Here is a 24,459-nt window from a genome sequence, read left to right as displayed (position 1 = left end):
AATCTTATCCTTAATGGATGGATTGGCATCGAATGGTCAGCCGCCTTGAAGTGCTGTGGCAGCAGGGATGCTCGTTGATTCTTTGGGTTTCGGACTTTTTGCTTTGTCTCTTTCTCTCCTGTCCGCACGGCGCTGTTCGTACGCTTCACGCACGGACACACCGTGCTTTTTTTTGCGCTATTCATCGGAGGATCTATGCACGGTTTTCTTAAAGCTCTGGAAATACAACGTTGGGACGATCACCGTTACTATCATCACAGCCGGATAAACCAGTCGCTGCATTTCGTCAGCGCGCTGAGTTTCGTATTGGCTTACGCCTTGGTGTTCACCGATCCGGTCGCCGCGGCGCTGATCGGGTGGCTGTTCGCAATGCTCACCCGTCAAACCGGTCACTTCTTCTTCGAGCCGAAAGGATATGACGTCGTCAATCAGGCGACCCACGAGTACAAGGAACAGGTGAAGGTCGGCTATAACCTAAGGCGGAAGGTGGTCCTCATGGCTATCTGGGCACTCTCTCCGATCGCTCTTTACCTGGACCCAACGCTGTTCGGGCTTTTCGACTCCAACTCCACCGACAGTAGCTTCATGCACCACCTGGGCTTGTTATGGCTCGCGATCGGAATCGGCGGCCTGCTGTTCCGAACCGTGCAACTGTTCTTCCTGAGAGACGTCCAAACCGGGCTGGTTTGGTTGGCCAAAATCCTTACCGATCCGTTTCACGACATCAAGCTGTACTACAAATCCCCTATTTGCCTGCTCCGAGGACAGCTCATCGATCCCATGACATCTGAAAAAGAGGAATCGGAACAGCACGCTTGAGCTCCGCCAGGGTTCCAAATTCATTTTATGAAGGCCGCGACGGAAAGCGGCCAGCCCTTTCAAACCGATACAATCAACAAACTCTGAGCATACGTATCCGGACTCGTTCAGCATTTGTCACCCACAGATGCGTGTAGAACCAGCGAGGAAACGGAAGCTCGCGCTTAATCCTAGCCTTCTCGGTTTTGACGGTACTCGGAACCCACTAATCGGAAACGCTTGGCAAGCATCTCGCGAAGCACCTGTCGTCTTATGGCCTTGTTGGACAATCCCCCCTCGTACCACCACCATCCGTCCTGCCTCATCTTCTCGGCCGCGGTCACGAAGCGCTCCGCCACGGTTTTGAAATCGGATTCGGTGTAATTGAGGCTGAAGATGAGCCGGCCGGTTCCTACCCAGCTCAGGGTCAGATCCTGCGCACGCAGGTAATATTGAAACATCCAGTTGTAGCGGGAGGGCCGGGTATAGAAAACAGTCCAGATGGACGCCAGATTGGCCACCCGTACCGGCAGGTCCTGGTCGCGAAGCCTTTGATTCAACTGCTCGGCCCTGGCATTCCACACGGAATCCAGGTCCCGATAGAGATTCCGGATCTCGGGTTTGTCGAGACAATTCAGGAATTCATTCATCGCCGCCATCACGTAAGGATGGGAATTGAATGTGCCCCTGGCAAAGCAGATATCCGTAGGTCGGTCGTCGCGAAAGCGCTTCATCAAGTCCTTGCGGCCGCATACGACGCCGACGGGCAGGCCGCCGCCCAAAGTCTTGCCGTAGGTGACCATGTCGGCCTGAACGCCGAAATATTCCTGAGCGCCGCCCGGCGCCAGGCGGAAGCCGGTAAACACCTCGTCGAAGATCAGGACGATGCCCCTTTCACTGCACACCGTGCGTAGCCGCTTCAACCAGTCCGTGTAAGCCGCCCGATCGAAACCGGCGGATCGGCTGCTGTCGATCAGGGTTCCATCGCCCGGAGCGCTCGCATTCGGATGCAGCGCCTGCAAAGGATTCACCAGTACGCAGGCGATGTCCCGGCGCTTGCGAAGCACGCGCAGCGTATCCTCATCCATGTCTTTCAGCGTGTAGGTTTCGTGCGCCGGCACCGGATTGCCGACCCCGGGCTGCACGTCGCCCCACCAGCCGTGATAGGCACCGCAGAACCGCACCACATAAGGCCGCCCAGTGTGATACCGCGCCAGCCGCACGGCCTGCATCACCGCTTCGGTGCCGGACATGTGGAACGACGCTTCATCGAGTCCCGAGATGAGTTTCAGCCGCTCCACATTGCTGACGATCACCGGATGATAAAGGCCTAGTACAGGTCCCAGATCGTGCACGCGCTCGCCGGCCCGTTGCAGGCACTCCTTGTAAAAATCGTAACCGAACACGTTGACGCCGTAAGACCCCGCGAGATCGTAGGAGACGTTGCCGTCCGGGTCGGTGAGGGTGACTCCCGAAGACGATTGAACGAAGGCGCCGGTTTTGAGGTATTCGCGGACCAAGCGCCTGAACTGGAAGGGTACGCGATAGGCGGAGGTGAACTGCAAATCCGAGATGCCGTCCGCCGCCGACTCGTTGAGCTCGAGCGTACGCGGAGACCGCTTGCGCAAGAACTCCGCAAGCCGCATGAATCCGGCGCGCCGTTGTGCGGCGATTTCTTCCGGAGCGCCATCGCAGCGAAAAAAATGTTCCTCGTCGTATTCGTAGAACGGCACCAGTTTGGCGATGCGGCGGGATAGATTGGAATGCCCTGCCAGGGAGGGGTGCTTGGCCCTCGACAGATCCAGTCTCAGTTTCAATTTCGGCAGCGCCGCCGCAGCGACAGCCGCGCCCAGCCAGTAAAGGGCTACGCTTGTATCCATTTCATTCCTCGGCGATGGGACATTACGGCAAGGGCTCGCCAAACCGGTAGGACGCGAAGAGCAACTTCATGTCCACCGGTGGCATGAGAAATCCGAGTTTCATATCGGCCAGAATGATGATCCCCAAAGGTGCCGAGGTTTCTTCGTGAAGGACTCCTCGGGCGTCAACGTGCTCCAAACTGTAACAATCGAATGTTTCAGATTTGTTGCATGGCAACCCCAGATCGCATTCGTCCGTTCTGGAACAAGATCTCGGTGTCAGCTTTGGAGAGCGGGACTCGGCATGCCGCATCCGAACGCGCTTGTGTTTCGGAAACTGTCACATGATCTTCAAACGGTCGTCACAAAACACCGCTACCGTTTCTCCGACACGGGTCCATCAACGGACTCAAGGGCGCGGATGTCGGTGTCAACGAAAGATCGTCCGGCGCCGCTCTACGGCCGACCGCCTTGTGGTTTTTTAAGCTGCGGCCTGACACGGTTGACGGCAAGGGGCGCATTCAGGAAAAGCCTTGCGATCGGCGACGCCCGATAGACTTTTACATACTCGGCAACGATTGTTTTTTCAAAACCCGAAATGACTGCGGAAACAAGCAAATCACGCTCAGAACCGACCGGACTGCTCTTTTATCGAAACATCGTCGCTTTGAATGCCGAAAGGCATCAGTCGTTAAGAATCGGCGCCGCCAACGACCATCGTTTCGCGGCAAAGAGCCATTGGGTTCCGCTCCTCGCGGCGGAATTCGCCGAAGCCTGCAAGGACTACCCGATCGGTTTCGCCAAGGCGGGCAATGACGGTTGGGTTCCAGTGGCCGTGCTTGGATTCGAACGGGAGGAAAATCTTTTCATCGACGGACACGGACACTGGACGGCGGATTACGTGCCGGCCTTCGTTCGCCGATACCCTTTCATTCTGGCGGAAAGCGACGTCGATCCCGAACCGCAGCACGTGGTCTGCGTGGACGAAACCTGCGGGTGGTTGAGTGTTGAAGCGGAAGGGGAACCGCTATTCGTCGGCGGAAAGCCTTCTGCTTATCTGCGAGAAACCATGGATTTCCTCCAGGACTACCATCAACAGGCCAAGCGAACCGCGCGGTTCGGTCAAAAACTTGCCGACTGGAATCTGCTGATCGAGACGCAGGCGGCGGCCATCACGTCGGCCGGGCAGAGCTTCGGGCTGTCGGGCTTTTGGATCGTCGATGAAACGGCATTGAATCGGTTGACGATCGAGAAACTGCACGAGCTTCACACGGCGGGCGAACTCGGCTGGGTTTTCCTGCATCTGGCCTCGCTGACCAATTTCCGCAAACTGCTGGTGCGGAAGAATACTGCGGCTGCGTGACTCTCCGCGCATCTAACCCACGCTGCACCGGAAACATGAACGAAACCTTGTTTTCAGCCGTTACTAATTCCAAATCGCTTTCAATCAGGAATCAATTTTTGTAAGAGTGGGTTAGGCGGCGAGGCCGTAACCCACTGAGCGACCTCGGACCTGTCCTGAGCCAAGTCGAAGGGTCGGTGGGTTACGCTTCGCTAACCCACCCTACGATTCATGTTCATTCGAATGCCGAATGCAATAAGAATCCGGCATGACTATGTGTCGCGGCGGGGCATGCCCGCCCCGCCGCTGAACGCACGGATCCTACGAACCGATGATGCCGCCATCGTCCTTGGTGATGACCAGGACGGAGGAACGCGGACGGCTCAGGCCCGGAGTGTTAGGCAAGGGCTGGCCGGCGCTGTTGACGGTGAACTGGCTTTGCGGCCAGTTGCTGTACTGCGTCGGGTTAGACGCGGGCGAATCTTCGCCGGGATGCTGGACGCCGACGAATAGGGTCTTGCCGTCGGGCGTGCTGGTGACGCCGGTGACTTCGCACTTGTGGGGTCCGGTCAGGAAACGGCGCACTTCCTTGGTGTTGGGGTCCGCGCAGGCCATGATGTTGGCACCGATGTTGACCCAATCGCCGCTCGCATCGCCGGCCTGGTCGGTCTGTATCCACAGCCGTCCGAACTGGTCGAACCACAGGCCGTCCGGCGCTCCGAAATCGGCGGAGCCCGCCGGTGCGTCGACAATGTCGCCCTCATAGTACGGACCGGTGCCGGCGGCGCCGTTCACCAGATTGCCGGACTGATAATTCGCCCCCAGAGTCTTGGCGGTGATCGAATCGCCGCAGAGCATGAAGATGTCCCACTCGAAGCCGGTCGCGGTGACGACATTGCCGTCCTCGCGCCAGCGGATGATGTGACCGTAGTCGTTGTCCGGGCGCGGGTTGGCCATATCCACCGGCGGACGTGCGCTGGCGGCCGTCGTCGTGCCGTCGGCCTTGTTGGACGAGGTCGCCGGCGTACTGCCGCCACCGCCGCGGCGGTTGTTGTTGGTCAAGGTGCAATAGATTTCCAGCGGACGCTGGTCGTTGTAGACCGAGTAACCTTTGAACGAAAACTCGGGATCGTAATAAGTGCGCAGCGCGGTCCATTCCGGGCGGTCCATCATGGTGGCGCCGACCGCATCGGCGGCCTGACGGGTCTTGATCAGGATCAGGGCCTGCACTTCCGCGTCGTCCGCGCCGGCAAACTGCGGCAACTCGCGCAGCTTGTAGTATCCGCCCGCGCCATTGGGAATCACGGACGTCGTATCCGGCTCCAGCGCGATCCATTCGCCGCGATAGGTTTCCGCTCCGGCGCCAGGCATGTCGGTGAACCTGGCGACGTAGAGCGTGCCTTTGTCCAGCAGGTTGCGATTGTCGGCGCGTTTGTGGCGATTGAACCGTTTGGCGGCAACGAATTTGTAGATGTATTCGTTGCGTTCGTCGTCGCCCATGTAAAAGGCGACCCGGCTGTTGCCATCCACGGCTACCTGAGCGCTCTCGTGCTTGAATCGGCCCATGGCGGTGCGCTTGACCGGCTTGCTCTCGGGATCGAAAGGATCGATTTCCACCACCCAGCCGAACAAATAGGGCTCCAGCGGGTTGGTGGCTGCATTGAACCGCGGGTCGGCTTCATGCCAGCGATAGCCGAAACCCCCGGCCACGATGCCGTAACGGGCTTGATCGTTGAGAATTGCTGCGCGGTTCGGATCGGCCGCATCGACGCTTTCGCCGCTGTTCCACCCGAAGTAGCCGTTCCAGTTTTCTTCGCAGGTCAAATAGGTGCCCCAGGGGGTGTAACCGTTCGCGCAGTTGTTGAGCGTTCCGTGGCAATGGTAGCCGTCGTTGATGCCGACCTCGACCGAGCCCGTCGGCTGGATGTCGAACTTCTTCGACTGCATCAAGGCATGCCCGGCCGCCGGGCCGGATATTTTCATCCGGGTGTTGCCGGTGATGCGGCGGCCGAAGGGTGAGGTACCGATGACCTGCCATTTTCCGCGGTTCTTGCGCACTTCGACCACCGATATGCCATGGCCGGCCTGGGATTTGCGCACCTTCGCGATGGTGACGCCGGCGCCGCCGGCCAAACCTTCCGCGCCGTGCAGAATTTCTTCGTGAGTGTATTCGTGATTGACGCACAACAGGCCGCGCACCGGATTCCTTCCGTGACCGATGCCGTGCGAGGAAATTGGGAAGTAGTGCATGCCGTCGTTATGCATGCCGAACTGCTTTTCCTGAGCGGCGGCATCCTGGCTGGCGTCTTCGTCCCAAGCCGGCGCGCGCTTCATGATTGGATCTCCCCAGGACGCCAGTACTTCCACCGTATATCCTGCCGGGACCGTTACTTTATCGGCGACCGGCGCCAGGCTGGGCGGTACGCTCTCGAAACCGATCCCGGCGAAGCCGTTGCCGGCGGGCAGCGGCGCCGCTTCAACTGCACCAATGATGCTCTTCATGTTGACGCCGCCGATAGCAGCCAGAACAGACGCGCTGATCGTCGTTTGCATGAAATGCCGACGCCCCAAGTCGGTACGCTCGATCACGTCGCGAATGGATTCGTTGCCCGACGGATTCATGGTCACGTCGTTTTTCGGATGTCGCTCACCTTTCATCGAATACTCCAGAGTTCTTGTTGGAATTGGTCACCACGCAGGAATAAGCCGCGGATATTCCGATGCGGTTGCCGGCACATTCACTGCGGGTCGGGCGTAACTTAGCCGACCATCATGACCGGCTAATGAATGTTTGATGACATGTGGATGTCGGACGCGGGATTTCCGAGGTGCGGTCAGGGGGAAGGCCGAGCGAGTGACAGGATCGGCGATCGTTATGTTGGAATATGCACATGATCGTTCGGCCAAGGCGTCGTAGATCGGGAATCCCGTCGCGGCCCAGCGTCGGCAAAGGATTGCCGACCTACGACACCTTGAGTCGCAAAATGGCAAACTTCTGAGGAATCGCCGTGGAGCATTCGTAGGTCGGCAATCCTTTGCCGACGCACCCGTTGGCCCAACTGCACCGTCGGGAAGGGCGGCTTCGGCGCTCCTGGAAGGATCGGTTCGGTGCTCCCGAACCGATCGTTTGCGATTGGAGACACCGTTTGCGATTGGGAGGGATTCCCGACCTACGCGCGAGTGCCCGTACAGTAGATATGAAAATGCTCTAGCCGATATCCTGAGTAACCGGCGTTTCCGCGTCTTGCGAGGATTTCGCGGTGGAAAAGTACGCGAGGACCACGCCGACCTCGAATAACAGCCAAATCGGCACGGCCATGAGAGTTTGCGAGATGACGTCGGGCGGCGTCAGAACAGCGCCGACGATGAACGCCGCTACGATGGCGTACGGGCGTTTTTCTTTCAGGTCGCGGTAATCGACTGCACCGCTCTTGACCAGGAGCAAGGTCAATATCGGAACCTCGAACACGGCGCCGAAGGCAAGCAAGAGAGACAGCACGAAATCCAGATAATGGGAAATATCGGTCATGACGGCGACTCCCTGCGGGGCGGCAGCGGCCATGAAGCCGAATATCACCGGAAAGACCGCGAAATAGGCGAATGCGATACCGACGTAGAACAAGATCGTACTGGCCAGCAAGAGCGGGATGAACACGCGTCTTTCATGACGATAAAGGCCGGGCGCGACGAAGGCCCAGGCTTGGTAGAGGATGAACGGCACGGCGAGGAACACCGCCACCGCAAAGGTCAGCTTGAAAGGCGTCAGAAACGGCGAGGCCACCTCGATGGCGATCATCTGCGAGCCCGCCGGCAAATGCCGCATCAGCGGTTCGGCCAGACAGGAATAGATGGGGTTGGAAAAATAAACCAATCCAAGAAAAAGCAGCAGCACGGCGAGGACGGATCTGAGCAATCGATTCCTCAGCTCGACCAGATGGCTCATCCAGCCCATTTCGCCAAGACTCTCGGACTCCATGTCAGGCTTCCGGTTCCGCATTTCTACCACCGTTACCGATTGTGGAGGCGTCCGTTTCCGGCTCGGAGCCCGTCCGCTTCGCGCGGGATGACGGCGTCTCTTCCAAGAGAGAGATACGCCTGCCGGCTTTCACCTTCAATGACTGCCTGATCTCTTCGAGTTCCAGTTCGCGATCGATATCCGCCTTGACCGACCCTATGGCGGACTTTGCCTTCCGAACCCACAGTGCCGTCTTGCGGGCCACGCGTGGCAACCGCTCGGGCCCCAGGACCAGCAGGCTGACAGCGCCCACGAGCACCATTTCCCAAAAGCCGATCTCGAACATAACGACGGGCAGTAGAAGAGAGATTAGGCCTTCGGGCTTGCGACGTCGGACGGCGAAGTCCCGAATTCCGCATCACGTTCGCCAACGGGAGACTTGTCGTCCTCGGCTTCGTTCATGGATTTTCTGAAACTCCGAATCGCCCCGCCGAGATCGCCGCCTATGGTCCGCAGCTTCTTGGTGCCGAAAATCAGAAGGACGATCATAAAAACCAGCAACAATTCCCAAACGCCTATGCCCATGTGTACCTCAAAAATTGAATCTCGAACGAACTCCGCACACGTTAGCAGGCACGTGTTACGGAAGAATGACCAAACGCCGTTTACGGTTGAGTAACCCGTATCCGGAACACATTGATGTGATCGGTCCCTGTCATCCCCAAGACGTTCTTAGTGAACGCCCGGGGAACTGACGTGACTCCAACCGTTGAAGCCGGCGTATCCGCCTCTTTCTGATTTATTAATCAGGATCAGGCCCGAAAACACCCTCCTGATATTTCGGGCCGGCGCCCAGGCCGGTACATGCCCGGCCCGGGCTCACGCGGCTTGTCGCCGCGCTGTCTTATGCCTTTTAGCATTCGAATCCATATTAATGTAGGGCGGGTTAGCGGAGCGTAACCCGCCGATTCGAGGTCGCTCGGTGGGTTACGGCCTCACGGTCTAACCCACCGAGCTACAAGAATTTACGACTTATTGAAGGCGATTTGGAATTACAGCGCGCCGTTACCCCACGGCCCGGTGATGGCAAAGGTAATGCCCGGATTGGCCTGGATATTGACAAACAGCCACTCGTCCTGGAAGGTCGCGCCCGCGAACTCCGCACCGCGCTGGTTTCTGTCGTAGGTGACACCGTTACGCGAAATCGAGCCCATGCCCTCGGCTCTGAAATCCATGTTGTTTTCGCAGAACGGGAAGATCTTTCCGTCGATGGTCAGGCCGTGCATGCGCGAGACGGCGTTGCTGCCGTCTTCGCAGAGGATTAGGCTGCCGCGCGGACTCCAGGCAATGTTGTCCGGGTTGTCCAACACGTTGCGATCGGCCGATTCGTAAACCAGGCTGAAGGTTTCGTTGACCGGGTCGTAGGCGAAGATCTGGCCGCGGCCCGCGACACCGCCGCTGGTCGAGCAGACGTAGATGATGCCGTTGCCGTACCACACGCCTTCGCCGCGGCGCAGGCTCGCGGCGCCCTGCATGATGCCCTGGGAAACCACGCCGCCGTACGTGGTGCCGGTGATGAAGGGCTTGTTCGGCTCCTCGATATCCACCCACTCGACATCCCATGTTGCACCCGCAGGCTGGGCGACGCCGGTGTCATAGTAGGGGTAAGAAACGCCATTGATGGTGCGGGTGGCATTGGGAGCAACAACGAGTTTCATCATCTGCAGCTTGCCACCCATGGCCGGCTTGCCCGGCACGTTGGGAATGAAGCGGTAGAAACCGGACGGCGTGCTGTCCTCGGTCTCGTAGATGATGCCGGTGGCCGGATTGACCGCAACGGCTTCGTGGCTGAAGCAGCCCATGTCGACCAGCGCGATGGGTTTGGCTTCGCCCACGGCGGGAACGTCGAAGCAGTAACCGTGCTGCTTGGTGTAGGCGGGGTTGGTGTGCAAGCCGTTGGTGGTTTCCTCGCAGCTGATCCACGAATTCCAGGGCGTGGGGCCGCCGGCGCAGTTGCGGATGGTGCCGGAAATCGAGGCCCGGCTCGACGCCCATTTGTTACCACGCGAATTCGGGGCGAAGATGAGATTGGTCGTGCCGCCGTCGCAAGCAGGGTCGTAAGTCAGTTCGGGAGCCGCGAAGGAGCCGGTCACGCCGCCTTTCTCGTGGTTGCGTACCAGCACGTAGCGGCCATTGTTGACGGCGACTACGGCCATGCCGTCGTGATTGCTCGGGGTGGGAATGCCGTCATCCATGATGTCGCCGGTCCAGCCGTACGACCAATACTTGAAGCCTTCCGGCAGATTCAGCAGCGGCAAGCCGGTAGCTTCGTCAAATACCGGCGAGAGCGGGCCGTAATCGGGACTGAAGGGAATGTTTTCGGCGCGGGCCTGCCCCGAACCGAGAACGCTGTAAGGCATGGCGACAGCGGCGGCAGCGGCGATACCGCTTTTGATGAAACCGCGGCGGCTGAGCGTCCAGTTGGGGTCGAGTTCTTTCCTGGCATCGGCGGCCGCGAGGTGGCGGATCAAGTCGATATGGTCGTCACGAGTTGTCATGTGATCTCCGTTATTTTGCGTTGCCATTAGTCGAGAAGCGTGTTCCAAGCGTTCTCCCGCCACGACCGTCCATCCCCATCGGAATCGATGGTGCGGATTTCGTTGCGGGGCATCCGTGTGGCTAATTCTCGAATTCAAAAATGACGGGTGTGAGTAGATCTGGTTACAGTTTGGCGACCCCGGACGACTGTACGGGCACTCGCGCGTAGGTCGGGAATCCATTCCCGACGCAACGGGTTTGTCGGCAAAGGATTGCCGACCTACGAATGCTGGAAAGAGTTGAGCTCTTGGGATACTGCCGGAATGTCTGCAATTTCGCCCGTGCAAGCGAGCAAAAGAAAGGACCGCGAAAGCGGTCCTTTCACCGGCTAAAACGTACCCCGGAACTTCTCGCAGGGTGTTTCGTCGGCCGATTAGAACGTTTTTCATCCCGGTGTACGGCTTCGTGTCGGGCGGGAAGAACGTAGGTCGGCAATCCTTTGCCGACTTATCGGTTCGGCAAGGGATTGCCGACCTACATATCGGGCTCTCTGGCACCGAATCGGAAAATGCTCTAGGGCAACGGATGCTGTTCCAGGTTCTTTTCGACGATTTCCTGATGAACCGAGAAGACGTCCGCCGAATTCGGATCGACGACGACCCGCAGCCAGTGCACGTCGTCCGCGCCGAAAGTTTCCACGCGCGTCGCGTTCTCGATGCGCCGCTTGCTGATACTGCCCATCATGGGCTTGTCCACACGGTAATAATGCGAGTCGCCGTGCGCGAAAACGACCGGCTTCTTGAACTTGATCGCTTCCGCTTCCATGTCGGCGAGAATTTCCTCGAAACCGCGCCGCCCCGCGCTGCCCTTGGCTAGCTCGAAACCGGGATTGGCTTGAAATAGAAGCAGCACGCCGCGTGCGTCTTCCGCCTCGGCTTTCGCGAAGGTCTCGCTGATCCAGGCGCGGGCCGCCTCGATGCGGCGAGCGACTTCCTCGTCGTCGGCCGGGGTGCGGGCGGCGAACGGCGCCAGGCCGTTATTGCTGCCGACGATGTGCACTGTCGCGAACATGACGTGCTGTTCCATCCAGCGCGTGTTCTCGACGAATTCCGGATAGCTCGGATCGGCGGCCTGGGTTTCCACCGTCATGGTTTTCTCGCCCAGCGTCTGACCGGGCACCGGATAGAACATTTCTCGCAGCTTGGCCAGCCGTTCCAAAGGCTGATAGGAGCCATTGTTGGCGCGATGGCAATCCGTCCATTCATTGTCACCGGGGGTCAAAACGAAGGGAATCTCGAAACGCCGGAAGCGTTGCAGCCGATCCTCGAACACTTCGTCCGAGCACAGGGTGGAACCGTTCTTGATGTCGCCGGCATGCAGAACCCATTTCAATTTATGGTTCGCATTGATTTCCGCGATCACGTTATCGAGCTTCCAAAAATCGGCCGGGGCATACGGCACGTCGCCGATCAAGGCGAACTCGAACTTGCCGTAACCGTGGGCGTTATTGTGCTCCGGTGCGGCACTGGCGGTTTGGCCGAGTGCGACGGCGCAAGCGGCGGCAAAAAGCAGGGATTTGACTGGTGTCATGTTCACAATGAGCTCCGGGTTGGAAAGAAAATAAAAGGGCCGCAAGCGGCCCCTTTCCAATCGGCGAACTCGACGGTTACCAGGTGGTCGAGGCCCGACATTTGTTCAGAAGCGCGGCCATTTAATCGGCGGCGCGTTACAGGTCTATTAGGATTTCGTAACGATTCGGTGACGGACTGGCTATCGTCGGTGCTCCCTTTTCACATCCATGCCTTGGTTGTGGGCGTTTCGGGTACGCCTCGTGGGATATCGGAGAAACATGTCCCGCGATCGGGTAACGAAACGTTTCATCGAGGAGCGGAATCCGACGCGTGGTACGCAAGGTTCCGGATGAGATCCAGAAAGAACCGCGGACCTTGATATTCCGGATCGCTGTCAATGAGGAATTGATTTTGCAGGTGGGTTAGGCCGCGAAGCCCTAATTCCATTCGGCATTCGAGTGAACATTAATCGTAGGGTGGGTTAGCGAAGCGTAACCCACCGATTCGGGATCGCTCGGTGGGCTACGGCCTCGCGGGCTAACTCACCTACAAAAATTAATGCTTTATTGAAAGCGATTTGGAATAACCCACCCTGGCGGCGCCAACGGCGGGAACAAACGCGGCTTTAGTATTCGCAGTCAAATTGCCTAATCCAGCTGTCTAAAGGACTAACGATGTCACGTCAAAGGAGCATGAATCATGAGCAATCAAGAACCGCGCACGCCCCCTAAGACCACGGACTTCGGCATTTTTTATCCTGTCGGCTACCTGGTCGTCGCGTTCCCGAAACGGGAGGACGCACAGCGGGTACAGCAAGATCTCCTAACCGGCGGTTATGAGCAGGCGGATTGCCAGCTTTATACGTGCGAAGAAGTGGCTGCCGCCGCGCAGCGTAATCTTGCGGAAAACACGGGCTTTCTCGCGCGATTGGGCTGGAGCGACGATGCGGTGCAAGCCCATCTGGATGCGGCCCGGCAAGGCTCCGCATTTTTGCTGATCTATGCACCCGGCGACACCGACGCGGCACGCGCGATGAACGTCGTTCGCCGCGTACCGTTCGATTTCGCGCACCGTTACCACCGGCTGGCGATCGAAGAACTGAAGTAATCGCCCGATCCTGACATGCCTGCCGAGAAAGCGAACGAAGCGCCCGACGCTGCGGTCAAACCCTGTCTGCATCTGACAAAGAGGACTTCGTCATGTCATATATGGAACGATTGACCGGCGCGGGCGGCCCGGACGTTTTCTTCGGCGAACTCAGACAGAATTGGGGTTGGCTCCTGGCCCTGGGAATCGTATTGATCATTCTCGGTACGATCGGGCTGGGCATGACGTTTTTCTTGACCGTGGCCAGCATGGTTTATTTCGGAGTCCTGTTGCTCATTGGCGGAAGCTTCCAGATATTTCATGCCGTCAAGGCCACGGGATGGAAAAGCATCATTCTGTCCGTACTCATCGGCATCCTCTATTTGCTTGCGGGTATAACCATCATTAACAACCCTGTGGCCGCATCAACCCTTCTTACCTTGGTCCTTGGCGGAGCGCTGATCGGCATCGGTATCGCGCGGATGGTTATGGCCCTTCAACTCCGCGGGCTCAAAAGCTGGGTTTGGCCGCTTGCAAGCGCCATGCTCGAAATACTGCTGGGCGTCATGATCGTGGCGAAATGGCCGGTTTCAGGACTTTGGATCATCGGCCTTTTCGTCGCAATCGAACTGATCATGAACGGTTGGAGCTGTATCGCGATCGCACTGACCGCAAAGGAATCCGAAGCCTGGGAAGGATCGCCGAATAAGGCCTAGTCCTGCCACGAGTAAACGGCACGAAAACGCCATTTGGGCCGTGGGACGGGGCATGGGGGCGAGAGTCATCTTCGGATGGGTCAAAAAGATACCGGACCGCGTTTGTTTTCGTTTTCCCCCAAGCCTTTCCCTCGGCCCGTCCAACAAGAGGGATACGAAAGACCGAATAAGCGGAGTCCGGTTTACGCGGCTCGATAATCCTCCGGAATGCCCCGTCTGTTTTTTGTGGCCCCCTCCTGGGGACCGGTCGCCCGGCCTTCGCCTGCGAGCGGCGCACTTCTTATTGTCTCGCTGGTCTCAAGAATGGAATCATCCGCCAAGGAGGGCCGCCCCATACAGACTTGCCGCGTAGCCTGTATCTCAATATTCGTTCTGATGGTCTGTGCGGGCAGCGGCGGGGCGCAGACGTCCGGCGGGACAGGCGCCTGTCCGCCGTTCGAGACACGCGCGCCGAACGCGCCGGACCAGCGCCCGGCGTTTCCCGGTCAGACCCGCGCGTGCGCCGTCCAATCCAATGTCGCCTTCGACGTCGTCGTGCTCGCAACGGGGCTCGAGCAGCCGTGGATTGTACGTCGTCACCGACGAGACCAACGGTGAGCTTTGGAAAATCGTACCGGGACGATAGGCGCGAGAGGCGCTTCGAAGCCGGCGGACTGACCGCTCATTGAATTTTCGTCTTGCCGCAATCGTTTTTGGAGGTGACTTATGATCGGATACACAACGGACATCGAACGCGATACGCTGGCAAACCAGGACTATCGCCGCGTGCTCTATACCGGCCGGAATACCCAGCTGGTGCTGATGACGCTCCAGCCGCGCGAGGAAATCGGAGTCGAAACCCATGAGGAGCACGATCAGTTCATCCGCATCGAAGCCGGAACCGGCGTGGCCGTGCTAAACGGCGAAGAGCACCCGTTGAGCGATGGCGTGGCGGTGGTGATTCCGGCGGGCGTCGAACACAATGTGATCAACACTTCATCCGACCAGCCGCTCAGGCTGTACACGCTCTACAGCCCGCCCGAGCATCCCGACGGCACCGTGCACCGAACGAAGGCCGACGAGCCCGCAGAACACTGAGATCGGCATTCGAGTGCCGAGATGAGCACTGCCGGCCCCATCGTCGCTCTCTTGCCGCGCGACTACGATGCCGTCTTGTTCGACCTCGACGGCGGATATTTTGCGCGATATTCGGAGCAGCATGGGGCCATCGAAGTCGATCAAGCCGCGATCGATCTGGTGCGGTCGCTCCGGGCGCAGGCGATTCGAACGGCCGTGATAGCTACCGGCAACGAGTTTGCAGCGGTGCAGGAAGCCGCCGGTATCGCGCCGCTGTTCGATATTTATGTGGACGGGTCGGAGATCATCCGTCCGGAGCTCGAGGGCAAGCCGCCGCTCGATGCGCTTCTGGAGGCGGCGCGGCGGCTCGGAGTGGAACCGCTGCGAACGGTCGTCGTGGCGGATACGGTCGGCGAGGTCGAGGCGGGACACATGGGCCGGTTCGGCCTGGTTATCGGCATCGACCGCAGCGGTCGGTCGCAGGCCTTGCGGGAGGCCGGCGCCGATGCCGTCGTGACCGGCTTGGCGAACATCCGCGTGTCGCTCGAACCGCCCTCTGCCTGGGTGTTGGCGTACGAGGACTTCGACCCGGCACGCGAGGGCATCCGGGAATCCTTGTGCGCCCTCGGAAACGGCTATTTCGAGACGCGCGGAGCAGCGCCCTGGGCGCGGGCGGACGATATCCGTTATCCCGGCACCTACCTGGCAGGCGGCTACAACCGGCTGCGGACCGATATCGCCGGACGGGTGGTCGAAAACGAGGACCTCGTCAACTTCCCCAATTGGCTCGCGCTCGAGTTTCGCATCGCCGACGAGGATTGGTTCGATGAGCGAAAGGTCAGAATCCTGTCACATCGTCAAGAACTGGACCTCCGCAGCGGCCTGCTGTCGAGGGCCATACGCTTCGAGGACGGCAAAGGGCGGCGGAGCACGCTTACGGAGCGGCGCCTGGTGTCGATGGTCGACATGCATCTGGGTGCGATCGAGCTCACCCTGACCGCCGAGAACTGGTCTGCACGCATCACGGTCCGCACGGCCATCGACGGGCGTGTTGTCAACGCGGGCGCGAAGCTTTATCGGAAATTCAACAATCAGCACCTGGAGCCGCTGACGGGTGAAATCGTCGGCGAGGACGGGGTGTGTCTCGAAGTGCGTACATCTCAGTCGAAGCTGCATGTCGCGCAGGCGGCGCGAACGCAGGCGTTCAAAGGCGGCAAGCTTGTCAAGACGCCGCGTCGAACGGTTCGCGAACCCGGGTATATCGGGCAGGCGTTCGGCATGCGGCTCAAGCCGGGGGAGACGCTGGTGCTGGAGAAACTCGCCATGCTCCATACCTCGCGCGATCGCGCCATCTCCCAGTGCGCCCTGGCGGCGCGCAAGGCGATGGCGCGAGCCGGACGCTTCGAGGCCGTGCTGTCGGACCACGTCCTGGCCTGGATGCACCTGTGGCGAAGGTTCGACATCCACATGGAACCCGCCGGACGCGATTTCGGGCTGAACGCGCCGATGATGCTTCGGCTGAACATGTTTCATCTGCTGCAGGCCGTGTCCCCCAACTCCATCGATCTCGATATCGGCGTGCCGGCACGCGGCTGGACCGGCGAAGCGTATCAGGGCCACATTTTTTGGGACGAGCTGTTCATCTTCCCGTTCCTCAATTTTCGAATGCCCGAGATCACCCGCTCGCTGCTCATGTACCGCTATCGGCGCCTAGACGAAGCGCGAGCCGCGGCGAAGAGCGCCGGATTCCAGGGCGCCATGTTCCCATGGCAAAGCGGAAGCGATGGGCAGGAGGAAACCCAGGAACTCAACCTGAATCCGCGCTCGCAGCGATGGGTGCCCGACAACTCTTATCTGCAGCGCCACGTCGGCAGCGCCATTGCCTACAACGTCTGGCAGTACTTTCAGGTTACCCGTGACATCGAGTTTCTGCAGTTCGCCGGTGCCGAGCTGATGCTCGAGATCGCCCGCTTCTGGGCCAGCATCGCGAGCTTCAGTAAAGAAAAGGGCCGCTACGAGATCCGCGGGGTGATGGGCCCGGACGAGTTCCACGAGGGCTATCCCGATGCGCCGACGCCCGGTCTCGACAACAACGCCTATACCAACATCATGGCCGTGTGGGTGCTGCGCCGGGCACTGGACGTGCTCAGGCTGCTCCCCGATCTCCGGCGGTTGGAGCTCATGCGCGAGCTTCCCTTGTCCGCGGAAGAAACCGCGCGTTGGGAGGACATCAGCCGGCGAATGTTCGTGCCGTTTCACGGGAACGGGGTCATCAGCCAGTTCGAGGGCTACGAAAAGCTCATCGAGCTGGATTGGGAGGACTACCGGAGGCGGTACGGCAACATCCAGCGCCTGGATCTCATTCTCGAAGCGGAGAACGACACGGCGAACCGCTATAAGCTGTCGAAGCAGGCCGACGTGCTGATGCTGTTCTATCTGTTTTCGGCCGAGGAGCTGAGCGATCTGTTCACGCATCTCGGCTATCCGTTCGAATATGAAACCATTCCGCGCAACGTCACGTATTACGACCGCCGTTCGTCGCACGGCTCCACATTGTCGCGGGTCGTGCACGCGTGGGTCTTGGCGCGATCGAACCGGCCGCGCGCGATGACCTACTTCGCGGAGGCGTTGCAGAGCGACTTGAGCGACATTCAGCAAGGCACCACGGCCGAAGGCGTGCACCTCGGCGCCATGGCGGGGACGGTCGATCTGATGCAGCGCGTAACGACCGGCGTCGAGGTCACGAGCGATGTCCTCAGGCTCAATCCGCAATTGCCGGCGGAATTGGAGCGCCTCGACCTGCGCATTCGCTATCGCGGGCACACGCTCGATTTGCATCTCACCCGCGACGCCCTTACCGTACACGGGCGCGAACCCGGCATCGCGCCGATCCGCCTGGCATTCAAGGATGAAGTACACGACTTCCCCGGCGGCAGCACGCGGGTTTTCGATCTCGGCAAATAGGGGCCTATCCCGGCAGGCCGTTCGCCCTGAGCTCGTAGGATGTGGTGAACGAAGGGAACCGCATCATTCGCGGTGCATCGGTGCGGTTCGTTCTTCACCGCACCCTACGAGCTTAGCTCAGGACAGGCCCGTCGAAGGGATTCTTGAGCCTACTGGGATAGGCTCTAAGACAGAAGAATGAGCACATCCTCGGAGGCACCATGAATTGGCCGACACCAAAGGCGCCGCGCAACCGAGACTCGGCGCCCGACCCGCGCTTCCAGCCGGCCGAGCGCCGCCCGGAACAGCCGCAAGGCGCGCCTCGCAGAATTTGGCTGACGTTCCTGATCCTCCTCCTCATCAACTACCTGCTGATGCGGTCTCTCTTTCCGGAACCCGGCGAGTCGATCACCATCCCTTATACCGCCTTCAAGGAAGAGGTCGCGAAGAGAAACGTCGAGGCGATTTACAGCCAGGGGGCGAGCGTCGAGGGCCGGTTTGCGTCGCCCGTCACCTGGCCGCCGAAAGATAGAGAAGACGTGGCGCCCGACGAGCGGCGCCTGACCGAACCCGAGCCCAAAACGGCGGACACCTTCACCACCGAACTGCCCGCGTTCGTGGACCCCGGACTGGAGGCGTTCCTGATCGAGCACAAGGTCGAGATCAGCGCGGTGCCGATCCGGGAAGGCAGTCCCTGGATCACGCTTCTGTTCGGCTTCGGCCCCGCGATCCTCATCATTCTTTTCTATGTCTGGATTTACCGGCGAGCCGTGCAGCAGGGCGGCGGCATGGGCGGACTCATGAACATCGGCCGGAGCAAGGCCCGCCGCTACGACCAGGAGGCGAGCGCCAGGGTCACCTTCGACGATGTGGCCGGCATCGACGAGGCGGAGAACGAACTGGTCGAGATCGTGGATTTCCTGAAGTCTCCCGAGAAATACACCCGCCTGGGCGGAACCGCGCCGAAGGGCGTGCTGCTGGTCGGCGCGCCGGGTACCGGAAAGACCTTGCTGGCGAAGGCGGTCGCCGGGGAGGCTGAGGTTCCGTTCTTCTCGATGAGCGCGGCCGAGTTCGTGGAGATGATCGTCGGCGTGGGGGCTGCGCGCGTGCGGGATCTGTTCAAGCAGGCGCGCGAGCACGCTCCGGCCATCATCTTCATCGACGAGATCGACGCGATAGGCCGCGCGCGCGGCCAGGTGGCGATCGGGGCCGCCAGCGAACACGAGCAGACGCTGCAGCAGATCCTCACCGAGATGGACGGTTTCACGGGCCGCGAAGGCGTCATCGTGCTGGCCGCGACCAACCAGCCCGACGTGCTCGACCGGGCGCTGCTCCGGCCCGGACGCTTCGACCGGCGCGTGGTGGTGAACCTCCCGGACAAGGTCGGCCGCGAAGCGATCCTCAAGGTTCACACCCGCGAGGTTCCGCTCGCGGACGACGTCCGCCTGGACGAGCTGGCCGCCACGACGCCCGGACTCTCGGGAGCGGACCTCAAAAACCTCGTCAACGAGGCGGCGCTGCTGGCGGCCCGGCGCGAAGAGAGCGCGGTCCGCCAGAAGGACTTTCTGGACGCGCTGGAGAAAATCGTGCTCGGCCCCGAGCGTCCGCTCCTCCTGACCCGCGAGGACCGGGAGCGCATCGCCTATCACGAGAGCGGACACGCCATCCTCGGCCTGGTGATGCCCGGCGCCGACCCGGTGCACCGGGTCACCATCGTGCCGCGCGGACAAGCGCTCGGGGTGACGTATCAGCGGCCCCAGACCGACCGCTACAACTATCCGGAAGCGTATCTCCGCGCCAAGATCGTCGGCATGCTGGGCGGCCGCGCGGCCGAGGAGATCGTGTACGGCACCCGGACCACCGGCGCCGAGAACGACATCGAGCAGGCCACCCAGCTCGCCCGCAACATGGTCACCCGCTGGGGCATGAGCGACAAGCTCGGGATGGTGCAGCTCGCGCCCCGCGAGAATCCCTACCTGAGCGGCGCCGGCGGAGGCTATGTCGGCGCCAAGCCCTTCGGCGAGGAGACCGCCCGCATCATCGACGCCGAGGTGCAAAGAATCATCAACGAGAGCCACGAACAAGCGAAGAGTCTCCTGAAGGCGCATCGCAAGGAGCTCGATGCCCTGGTCGACGCCTTGCTCGCGCGCGAGACGCTGGGCGAGGAGGAAATCCTCGAGGTCACCGGACTGCCGCCCGCGCCTCCGCTGGAGACCCGTCCCCTGGCGATGGCCGGGCGAGAAAAATGAGCGCCGCGCCGGTTCGGATACCCGAGACTGTGCCCTATCGGCTTCTGCAGCAGGCGTTTTCGACCGTGGCCTTGAGAGCGGGCGACCGGCTGCGCTGCATCGCGGTGGCGAGCTCGGTGCTGTGGCTTCGCGAGTCGAGCAAGCTGATTGCGCACGCGACACATCGAATGGGCGATGCGGCATGGATAGCAACTGGGCAAAACGTGCGTGAGTAGGCGCATCGGTTTTTTCATTCTGGCGTTTGGCCTGGTCATAGGCCTTTTTGAGGGATACAGCACTTTGCCGTTACTGGAAAACCGCAGCGTTTCGACCGCCCTGGTCGACACCGACACCACCCGGCTCGGGCGGGCGATCTCCTCGGCGGTCGCCGCGCATCCGGGACAATCCGGCCTCTATCCGCTGCCGGATTCGCGCGACGCGTTCGCCGCGCGGATGCTGCTCGCGCGGGCCGCGGAGCGCTCGCTCGACGTCCAGTACTACATCTGGCGCAAGGACCGGTCGGGCACCTTGCTGTTCGAGGCGCTGCACGCCGCGGCCGAGCGCGGCGTCCGCGTGCGCCTCTTGCTCGACGACAACAACACCGCCGGGCTCGATCCTACGCTCGCCGCGCTGGACGCTCATCCGAACATCGAAGTCCGGCTGTTCAACCCGTTCGTGATCCGGAAACCGCGCCTGATCGGGTATCTGACCGACTTCTCCCGGCTGAACCGGCGCATGCACAACAAGTCGTTCACGGCGGACAATCAAGCCACGATCATCGGCGGCCGCAATGTCGGGGACGAGTACTTCGACGCCGCCGAGGGTACGGTGTTCGTGGATCTCGATGTGATGGCGGTGGGGCCTATCGTCGAGGACGTGTCGAACGATTTCGACCGTTACTGGGCGAGCGGTTCGTCCTACCCCGTCGGCCTGTTGCTGCCGCCGGCCGACCCCGCGCGGCTGGAGCAGCTCGCATCTCAGGCGTCGTTGGTCGAGCGCGACCCCGCCGCGGCGGCTTACATGGCTGCGATACGCCAATTGCCGTTCGTGCGCGAACTGACGGAAGGCCGCCTGGCACTGGAGTGGGCTCCCGCCCGCATGGTCAGCGACGACCCCGCCAAGGCGCTCGGCCGGGCCGAGTCGGACGAGCTTTTGCCCCATCAGATGAATGAGATCATCGGCGAACCGGCCACAGATGTCGAACTCGTATCGGCTTATTTCGTGCCCACCGCCGCGGGTGTCGAATCATTCGTCGGCATGGCGGAACGCGGCGTGAACGTCACGATACTGACCAATTCGCTGGAAGCCACCGACGTGGCAGCGGTGCATGCCGGGTATGCGAAGCGGCGCAAACCGCTGCTCGAAGCGGGCATTACGCTCTATGAATTGCGGCGCTTGTCGCCGCGAACGAACCGACGCGCGGGACTGCCGGGCAGTTCCGGCAGCTCCGCGTCGAGCCTGCACGCGAAAACCTTCTCGGTGGACGGTTCGCGCGTTTTCATCGGCTCGTTCAATTTCGATCCGCGCTCGGCCAAGCTGAACACCGAAATGGGCTTCGTCATCGACAGTCCGGCCCTGGCGAGGAATATCTCCACGGCGTTCGACAGCCGCATTCCCGCCAACTCATACCAGGTGCGCCTGTCAAACAATGGGCAGTTGTACTGGACCGAGCACCGGTCCGGGGAGTGGGTGCGGCACGACACGGAACCCGGCACGAGCTTCTGGCTGCGCGCCGGCATCCGGTTCCTGTCGGCCTTGCCCATCGAGTGGCTGTTGTGAGCCGCAGTCGATCATGGCGATCACATCCGATCGAGCGGACTGACCACGCCTTGTCCGCCGCGATTCAGCACATGGGTATAAATCATGGTGGTGCTCACGTCCTTATGTCCGAGCAGTTCCTGAACGGTTCTGATATCGTAGCCCCCTTCGATCAGGTGCGTGGCAAAACTATGCCGCAACGTGTGCGGCGTCGCCGGCTTGGCTATTCTGGCAGCCTGGACGGCTTTTTTCATGGCCCGCTGCAATAGCTTTTCATCCACATGATGCCGCCGCTCGCGGCCGCTGCGCGGATCGCTCGAACAGCTCCCGGAGGGAAACACATACTGCCAGCCCCACTCTTTCGGCCTTTGAGGATACTTGCGCGCCAGGGCATCGGGAAGATACACCTCGGATTTCCCCTCGGCCGAATCCTGCTCATACAGCTTGCGGCGCTCCGCAAAGTGAGCCTGCAACGCCACTCTTAAACTCTCCGGCAACACGGTCACCCGATCCTTGGCTCCCTTGCCATCGCGGATGAGAATTTCACGCCGTTCGAAGTCCACATCCTTCACCCGCAAGCGCACGCATTCCATCAATCGCATACCCGTTCCATAGAGCAAGCGCGCCATCAGCCCGTAAACGCCATCCATCCGGGCGAGCACCGCTTGAACCTCGGAACGGGTCAGCACCGTCGGCAACCGCGCCGGCCGCTTAGCGCGTTTTCATCGCGCTCGTACGGTAGAACCGGCTTGGTGGACGTCGTTGGCGCCTTCGGCTCGGGTGAATGGATTCAAGCATTCGTAGGTCGGCAATCCTTTGCCGACGAAGACACTCGGCCGGGACGTGGTGTCGGGAAGGGGGGCTTCGGCGCTCCAATCGCCGTTTGCGATTGGGAAGGGATTCCCGGCCTACTCGCGAGTGCCCGTACAGTAGATATGAAAATGCTCTAGCCCGAACTACGTCCTTCAGTCCCGGCAAGTCGAGGCGCAATACCTCTCGATAGAGAAATAAGAGCGCCGCCAAAGCTTGATTTTGCGTCGAGGCAGACACCTTGCTTTCCACCGCGAGATGCGTCAGAAACGCTTCCACCTCGACGATACCCATGTCACGGGGATGGCGTTTGCCGTTAAAGAGAATAAAGCGCCCGATCCACTGGACATATTGTGTTTCCGTACGAATGCTGTAGTGTTTGGCCCTGACGCGGGCACGCACCTGATCCAGCAGTTTCGGGCTACCTGCGGCAGGCGGTGTATTTGCTTCAGTCATGAGTCCTGTCTACATGAAACTAGTTTATAAAATACAAAAGTTTAGGACAGAACATCCCGAGTTATACACCTCACTGCCGGTGTTATACACCTGGGGTAGGTGTCTAATACAAAGTTAGGCGCTAGAACATGAAAGAGGAGTGCCAAAAATGTGCAGAACTCTCCGTGCGCCACGAGATTCTCTCGCCTGCTCAGCTGACGAAAACAATCCGGGTGTTGCGGGCCAATGTGGCAGATGGAACGTTGGTCGATATCACGCAACCGGCGCACAGCCCATCCGGCGAGTTCAGTGAGCTTAGCGATGTCGCGCCCTGGCCAGACTATGTCGAACACTACTTCCGATGTACTGCCTGCGGGCAGCGCTTTCGACTGTCGGCTGACACCTATCACGGCGCCGGTGGAGAATGGGAGCTGTTTTAGAGTGAAGCCTAGCGCGTCAACGTCAGTGGAGTCGCCTAACAACACGCTCAACACCGACCGCCCAAAGGCTAACGCCTTTGGGTTCGCACCGCGCGTGCGCGGTGCCGGCGGGTTAGCGTGAGCGTTGGGCATGAAGCGATGGGTAAGCCAATGAGCTTGGAGCAGCACGTTCGCGAGATGGGGGAATGGCACGCCATTGTCGGAAAAGCGATTGTTGGTTTTGGTGAGCTCGAGCTCATCACCTACAAGTGCCTGGCGCATCTGCCGAACGAGAAGATCGCAGATACATCATCAAGGCTAGGCTTCGCCCTTCGCGTCGATCTGATCGTTGAAATGTTGGAAGGTCGCGAGAAGCAATCAGCGCGCATTGCGGAGTTCATCCGCATGCTGAAGCGTGCTCGAGTCCTTGCGCAAACACGCAACGACATCGCGCACAACCCCGTGATGCTAAACGTGTTCGCCCACGAAGCATCCGGGGACTTTGCTCTCGAGCGTTGCATAGCAACTGCTCGTGGCGGTCGAATCATAGATCTAGCTGCTGCGAAGGAGTTTGCGGATGAGGTGGAATCGCTTGCGGCGGAGATGTGGCTGGAGATTGGTAAGCTCGCGGAAGGGGAATCTTGAGCCAAGTACGACAAATGCCCAACAACGCGCTGCAGGCGACGTGCGGGACGCACGCGCCTGAGCGCAGACGTTATGTTTCATACCGCCGATGAAGTGCTGGGTCTGTGGTGACGAAGCTCGCACAGGCGAGCACACAATTAAAAAGTCGGACTTAAGCGCGATCTTTGGTCACGTCTCTCAAAATCGCCCGTTGTATCGGCATGCCGCGTCTCAAAGAAACGTTCCAGTCAAAGGGCTAAACGTAAACCTATTGAAATCCGGTGCTCGACTGTGCTCTCTGTGTAACAACCAGCGCACCCA

Annotated in this window: 19 protein-coding genes and 2 pseudogenes; 11 read left to right on the top strand and 10 right to left on the bottom strand. The window is 60.2% G+C overall.

Features of this window, described 5'->3' with window-relative positions:
* The first annotated feature begins 195 nt into the window (after positions 1–195).
* Positions 196–819: a hypothetical protein gene (locus tag ACR2TX_RS09580; protein ID WP_077730054.1), complete on the top strand. Its 624-nt coding sequence runs from the start codon at positions 196–198 to the stop codon at positions 817–819.
* Between the two features lie 170 nt (positions 820–989).
* Here ACR2TX_RS09580 and ACR2TX_RS09575 read toward each other — a convergent pair whose 3' ends face one another.
* Complete coding sequence (locus ACR2TX_RS09575) at positions 990–2,678, bottom strand: aminotransferase class III-fold pyridoxal phosphate-dependent enzyme (RefSeq protein WP_434131956.1); 1,689 nt, start codon at positions 2,676–2,678, stop codon at positions 990–992.
* A gap of 577 nt (positions 2,679–3,255) precedes the next feature.
* Between ACR2TX_RS09575 and ACR2TX_RS09570 the strand changes: the two genes are divergently transcribed.
* Positions 3,256–4,020 (top strand): SapC family protein, encoded by a 765-nt coding sequence (locus tag ACR2TX_RS09570; RefSeq protein ID WP_434131953.1) that lies wholly within the window; start codon positions 3,256–3,258, stop codon positions 4,018–4,020.
* Positions 4,021–4,320: 300 nt separating this feature from the next.
* Here the strand turns inward: ACR2TX_RS09570 and ACR2TX_RS09565 are convergent, their stop codons facing one another.
* The 6 genes from ACR2TX_RS09565 to ACR2TX_RS09540 all read right to left on the bottom strand — a co-directional run bounded on the left by ACR2TX_RS09565 (position 4,321) and on the right by ACR2TX_RS09540 (position 12,082).
* Complete coding sequence (locus tag ACR2TX_RS09565) at positions 4,321–6,657, bottom strand: PhoX family protein (protein ID WP_156881673.1); 2,337 nt, start codon at positions 6,655–6,657, stop codon at positions 4,321–4,323.
* Between the two features lie 550 nt (positions 6,658–7,207).
* Positions 7,208–7,975 carry a twin-arginine translocase subunit TatC gene (tatC, locus tag ACR2TX_RS09560; protein WP_156881672.1) on the bottom strand — a complete coding sequence of 256 codons (768 nt, stop codon included), beginning with the start codon at positions 7,973–7,975 and terminating at the stop codon, positions 7,208–7,210.
* Position 7,976: 1 nt separating this feature from the next.
* Positions 7,977–8,300, bottom strand: coding sequence for a Sec-independent protein translocase protein TatB (tatB, locus tag ACR2TX_RS09555; RefSeq protein ID WP_156881671.1), 324 nt, complete (start codon positions 8,298–8,300; stop codon positions 7,977–7,979).
* Between the two features lie 23 nt (positions 8,301–8,323).
* A complete protein-coding gene (gene tatA / locus ACR2TX_RS09550; protein WP_077730047.1) occupies positions 8,324–8,539 on the bottom strand; it encodes a twin-arginine translocase TatA/TatE family subunit in 216 nt (71 codons plus the stop codon).
* 467 nt (positions 8,540–9,006) lie between these two features.
* Positions 9,007–10,512 (bottom strand): alkaline phosphatase PhoX, encoded by a 1,506-nt coding sequence (locus ACR2TX_RS09545; protein WP_434132450.1) that lies wholly within the window; start codon positions 10,510–10,512, stop codon positions 9,007–9,009.
* Between the two features lie 553 nt (positions 10,513–11,065).
* Positions 11,066–12,082, bottom strand: a complete 1,017-nt coding sequence (locus ACR2TX_RS09540; RefSeq protein WP_434132448.1) for a metallophosphoesterase — start codon at positions 12,080–12,082, stop codon at positions 11,066–11,068.
* Between the two features lie 680 nt (positions 12,083–12,762).
* Here ACR2TX_RS09540 and ACR2TX_RS09535 point away from each other — a divergent pair.
* Together ACR2TX_RS09535 and ACR2TX_RS09530 are read left to right on the top strand one after the other, a co-directional pair.
* A complete protein-coding gene (locus ACR2TX_RS09535) occupies positions 12,763–13,170 on the top strand; it encodes a hypothetical protein (protein WP_077730045.1) in 408 nt (135 codons plus the stop codon).
* A gap of 92 nt (positions 13,171–13,262) precedes the next feature.
* Positions 13,263–13,865: an HdeD family acid-resistance protein gene (locus ACR2TX_RS09530; protein WP_434131949.1), complete on the top strand. Its 603-nt coding sequence runs from the start codon at positions 13,263–13,265 to the stop codon at positions 13,863–13,865.
* Between the two features lie 360 nt (positions 13,866–14,225).
* On the opposite strand, the gene ACR2TX_RS09525 is transcribed toward ACR2TX_RS09530, so the two are convergent.
* On the bottom strand, positions 14,226–14,444 hold the full coding sequence (locus ACR2TX_RS09525; RefSeq protein WP_434131947.1) for a hypothetical protein: 219 nt from the start codon (positions 14,442–14,444) through the stop codon (positions 14,226–14,228).
* 126 nt (positions 14,445–14,570) lie between these two features.
* Between ACR2TX_RS09525 and ACR2TX_RS09520 the strand changes: the two genes are divergently transcribed.
* The 5 genes from ACR2TX_RS09520 to ACR2TX_RS09500 all read left to right on the top strand — a co-directional run bounded on the left by ACR2TX_RS09520 (position 14,571) and on the right by ACR2TX_RS09500 (position 21,871).
* Positions 14,571–14,942 carry a cupin domain-containing protein gene (locus ACR2TX_RS09520; protein ID WP_077730042.1) on the top strand — a complete coding sequence of 124 codons (372 nt, stop codon included), beginning with the start codon at positions 14,571–14,573 and terminating at the stop codon, positions 14,940–14,942.
* 21 nt (positions 14,943–14,963) lie between these two features.
* The gene (locus ACR2TX_RS09515; RefSeq protein WP_434131945.1) at positions 14,964–17,885 is read left to right on the top strand and encodes a glycosyl hydrolase family 65 protein; all 2,922 of its coding nucleotides are present in this window, start codon (positions 14,964–14,966) and stop codon (positions 17,883–17,885) included.
* 200 nt (positions 17,886–18,085) lie between these two features.
* Positions 18,086–20,113 carry an ATP-dependent zinc metalloprotease FtsH gene (gene ftsH, locus ACR2TX_RS09510; RefSeq protein ID WP_434131942.1) on the top strand — a complete coding sequence of 676 codons (2,028 nt, stop codon included), beginning with the start codon at positions 18,086–18,088 and terminating at the stop codon, positions 20,111–20,113.
* 29 nt (positions 20,114–20,142) lie between these two features.
* Positions 20,143–20,328 (top strand): hypothetical protein, encoded by a 186-nt coding sequence (locus tag ACR2TX_RS09505; RefSeq protein ID WP_139841185.1) that lies wholly within the window; start codon positions 20,143–20,145, stop codon positions 20,326–20,328.
* Between the two features lie 64 nt (positions 20,329–20,392).
* Complete coding sequence (locus ACR2TX_RS09500) at positions 20,393–21,871, top strand: phospholipase D family protein (RefSeq protein ID WP_434131940.1); 1,479 nt, start codon at positions 20,393–20,395, stop codon at positions 21,869–21,871.
* A 20-nt stretch (positions 21,872–21,891) separates the two neighbouring features.
* Here ACR2TX_RS09500 and ACR2TX_RS09495 read toward each other — a convergent pair.
* Both ACR2TX_RS09495 and ACR2TX_RS09490 read right to left on the bottom strand, forming a co-directional pair.
* Positions 21,892–22,569, bottom strand: a pseudogene (locus tag ACR2TX_RS09495) (integron integrase); the annotation flags it as partial.
* Positions 22,570–22,804: 235 nt separating this feature from the next.
* Positions 22,805–23,116 (bottom strand): annotated as a pseudogene (locus ACR2TX_RS09490) (phage integrase N-terminal SAM-like domain-containing protein); the annotation flags it as partial.
* A 128-nt stretch (positions 23,117–23,244) separates the two neighbouring features.
* Between ACR2TX_RS09490 and ACR2TX_RS09485 the strand changes: the two are divergent.
* Entirely contained in the window at positions 23,245–23,535 is a 291-nt protein-coding gene (locus tag ACR2TX_RS09485) for a hypothetical protein (protein ID WP_434131937.1), read from the top strand.
* 150 nt (positions 23,536–23,685) lie between these two features.
* Positions 23,686–24,159 carry a hypothetical protein gene (locus ACR2TX_RS09480; protein WP_434131936.1) on the top strand — a complete coding sequence of 158 codons (474 nt, stop codon included), beginning with the start codon at positions 23,686–23,688 and terminating at the stop codon, positions 24,157–24,159.
* Positions 24,160–24,459: the final 300 nt, after the last annotated feature.

This window comes from Methylocaldum sp. GT1BB, from assembly GCF_051027545.1.
Taxonomy (GTDB): Bacteria; Pseudomonadota; Gammaproteobacteria; order Methylococcales; family Methylococcaceae; genus Methylocaldum.
Note: the sequence above shows the minus strand (reverse complement) of the source record. Positions and strands in the feature narration are given on the sequence as shown.

Bases quoted from the DNA above. Each gene is read 5' to 3' on its own strand.
- ACR2TX_RS09580 (WP_077730054.1), top strand. From the start codon at position 196: ATGCACGGTTTTCTTAAAGCTCTGGAAATACAACGTTGGGACGATCAC.
- ACR2TX_RS09575 (WP_434131956.1), bottom strand. From the start codon at position 2,678: ATGGATACAAGCGTAGCCCTTTACTGGCTGGGCGCGGCTGTCGCTGCG.
- ACR2TX_RS09570 (WP_434131953.1), top strand. From the start codon at position 3,256: ATGACTGCGGAAACAAGCAAATCACGCTCAGAACCGACCGGACTGCTC.
- ACR2TX_RS09565 (WP_156881673.1), bottom strand. From the start codon at position 6,657: ATGAAAGGTGAGCGACATCCGAAAAACGACGTGACCATGAATCCGTCG.
- tatC (WP_156881672.1), bottom strand. From the start codon at position 7,975: ATGGAGTCCGAGAGTCTTGGCGAAATGGGCTGGATGAGCCATCTGGTC.
- tatB (WP_156881671.1), bottom strand. From the start codon at position 8,300: ATGTTCGAGATCGGCTTTTGGGAAATGGTGCTCGTGGGCGCTGTCAGC.
- tatA (WP_077730047.1), bottom strand. From the start codon at position 8,539: ATGGGCATAGGCGTTTGGGAATTGTTGCTGGTTTTTATGATCGTCCTT.
- ACR2TX_RS09545 (WP_434132450.1), bottom strand. From the start codon at position 10,512: ATGACAACTCGTGACGACCATATCGACTTGATCCGCCACCTCGCGGCC.
- ACR2TX_RS09540 (WP_434132448.1), bottom strand. From the start codon at position 12,082: ATGACACCAGTCAAATCCCTGCTTTTTGCCGCCGCTTGCGCCGTCGCA.
- ACR2TX_RS09535 (WP_077730045.1), top strand. From the start codon at position 12,763: ATGAGCAATCAAGAACCGCGCACGCCCCCTAAGACCACGGACTTCGGC.
- ACR2TX_RS09530 (WP_434131949.1), top strand. From the start codon at position 13,263: ATGTCATATATGGAACGATTGACCGGCGCGGGCGGCCCGGACGTTTTC.
- ACR2TX_RS09520 (WP_077730042.1), top strand. From the start codon at position 14,571: ATGATCGGATACACAACGGACATCGAACGCGATACGCTGGCAAACCAG.
- ACR2TX_RS09515 (WP_434131945.1), top strand. From the start codon at position 14,964: ATGAGCACTGCCGGCCCCATCGTCGCTCTCTTGCCGCGCGACTACGAT.
- ftsH (WP_434131942.1), top strand. From the start codon at position 18,086: ATGAATTGGCCGACACCAAAGGCGCCGCGCAACCGAGACTCGGCGCCC.
- ACR2TX_RS09485 (WP_434131937.1), top strand. From the start codon at position 23,245: ATGAAAGAGGAGTGCCAAAAATGTGCAGAACTCTCCGTGCGCCACGAG.
- ACR2TX_RS09480 (WP_434131936.1), top strand. From the start codon at position 23,686: ATGAGCTTGGAGCAGCACGTTCGCGAGATGGGGGAATGGCACGCCATT.